A 1,601-nucleotide genomic window follows, 5' to 3' on the forward strand; every position below is an offset into this window, starting at 1 on the left:
GCACCTGTTATTCCTGTCGCTCCCGTTACTCCGGTCGTGCCCGTTATCCCGGTAGCTCCAGTATCCCCAGTTACTCCGGTAGCGCCTGTTACTCCGGTGGCGCCTGTTACTCCAGTGGCTCCCGTTATTCCGGTAGATCCAGTATCTCCGGTTGCTCCTGTTACTCCGGTCGCTCCGGTTACCCCGGTTACTCCTGTTGCTCCAGTATCTCCGGTTACTCCCGTCGCTCCAGTATCTCCGGTTACTCCCGTTATCCCTGTCGCTCCGGTTACCCCTGTTACCCCGGTTGCTCCTGTTACCCCAGTTGCCCCCGTTATCCCGGTTGCTCCTGTTACTCCGGCGGCTCCCGTTACCCCGGTGGCACCGGTTATTCCCGTTATTCCGTTCGAGCCCGTTACTCCTGTTGCTCCAGTTACTCCGGTAGCGCCTGTTACCCCAGTTGCCCCCGTTACCCCGGTTGCTCCTGTTATTCCTGTCGCCCCGGTTACTCCCGTGGCTCCCGTTACTCCCGTGGCGCCGGTTGCTCCAGTGACGCCGGTTGCTCCGGTAAACCCCGTTGCTCCAGTCAGCCCCGTTGCTCCAGTGAACCCCGTTGCTCCAGTGAACCCCGTTGCTCCAGTCAGCCCTGTTGCTCCGGTCAGCCCTGTTGCTCCGGTCAGCCCCGTTGCTCCGGTGCACCCTGTTGCTCCAGTCGCTCCTCTTACATGAAAATGATTTGGATGACAGCACGGACACCATCTTTCATGACAGCAAGAGTTTTCGCAACAGCACCCTTCACAGCAATGTGCCCGATTATGATAACTGCGCCTTTGATTTCTTCTTTTATGTTGAAAATGACAGCAACAATCCTTACAATTTCGGCAGTCGCAATCCCAAGAATCGTATCTGTTATACCAAGTATCTCCTTTTCTCATTACACCACCTCTATTTTTATAATATTTCCACGAAGAAAAAAGGTGTGGCAAAACCCCACTTCTATTGGGCACATTGTCAAATGTTCTTAAGGCTGCATCATGCACAGCTTTTAGAGAAAAAAGACCTAACTGTGCATAAGTCAGGTCTTTCATCTTTAAAATATCAGTCTGCTGTTGTCATTATGTTGTCGGGAAACGAATGCTGTTAAAATCGATATTGAGAGCTGTCGCTGTTGTTATATTATTAGCAGTTGTAAAAATAACTCTCAGCTGGTACGTGTTCGTTCCCGCGGTCGGCGCTGTATCCACTGTAGTATCAGCTACTGCAAACCGTTGAGTAGTTGCGCTAATAATAGACCTTGACAAAAGTCTTGTATGAATCTGTACTGCTCCCCTATATAATCTTATTTCAAAGACAAAGTTTGAATTGGCTGTAGATGTTACATCGACGCTGACTGAATAATCAAACTTTACATTCTGCAAAGTATTAACTGGAATTTCCAGTTCAGCAACAGGAACTTCTGTATTTAACGGCGGGTAAACAGTGAGCGGCCCGTTGGTTCTTGTGAAGAGCAAGGTCGGTGCACTAGCAGTTGGGCCTGTTATTCCTGTCGCTCCCGTTGGTCCCGTTGTCCCGGTTACTCCGGTCGCTCCGGTTGATCCTGTGACTCCCGTGGCTCCAGTCGA

Annotated in this window: 2 pseudogenes; both read right to left on the minus strand. The window is 50.8% G+C overall.

What is annotated here, in order from left to right:
• Positions 1-914, minus strand: a pseudogene (locus BR62_RS0112115) (exosporium glycoprotein BclB-related protein); the annotation flags it as partial.
• Between the two features lie 180 nt (positions 915-1,094).
• Positions 1,095-1,601: pseudogene (locus BR62_RS19240) on the minus strand (NTTRR-F1 domain); the annotation flags it as partial.

Source organism: Bacillus sp. UNC69MF (assembly GCF_000746035.1).
Taxonomy (GTDB): domain Bacteria; phylum Bacillota; class Bacilli; order Bacillales; family Bacillaceae; genus Bacillus; species Bacillus velezensis.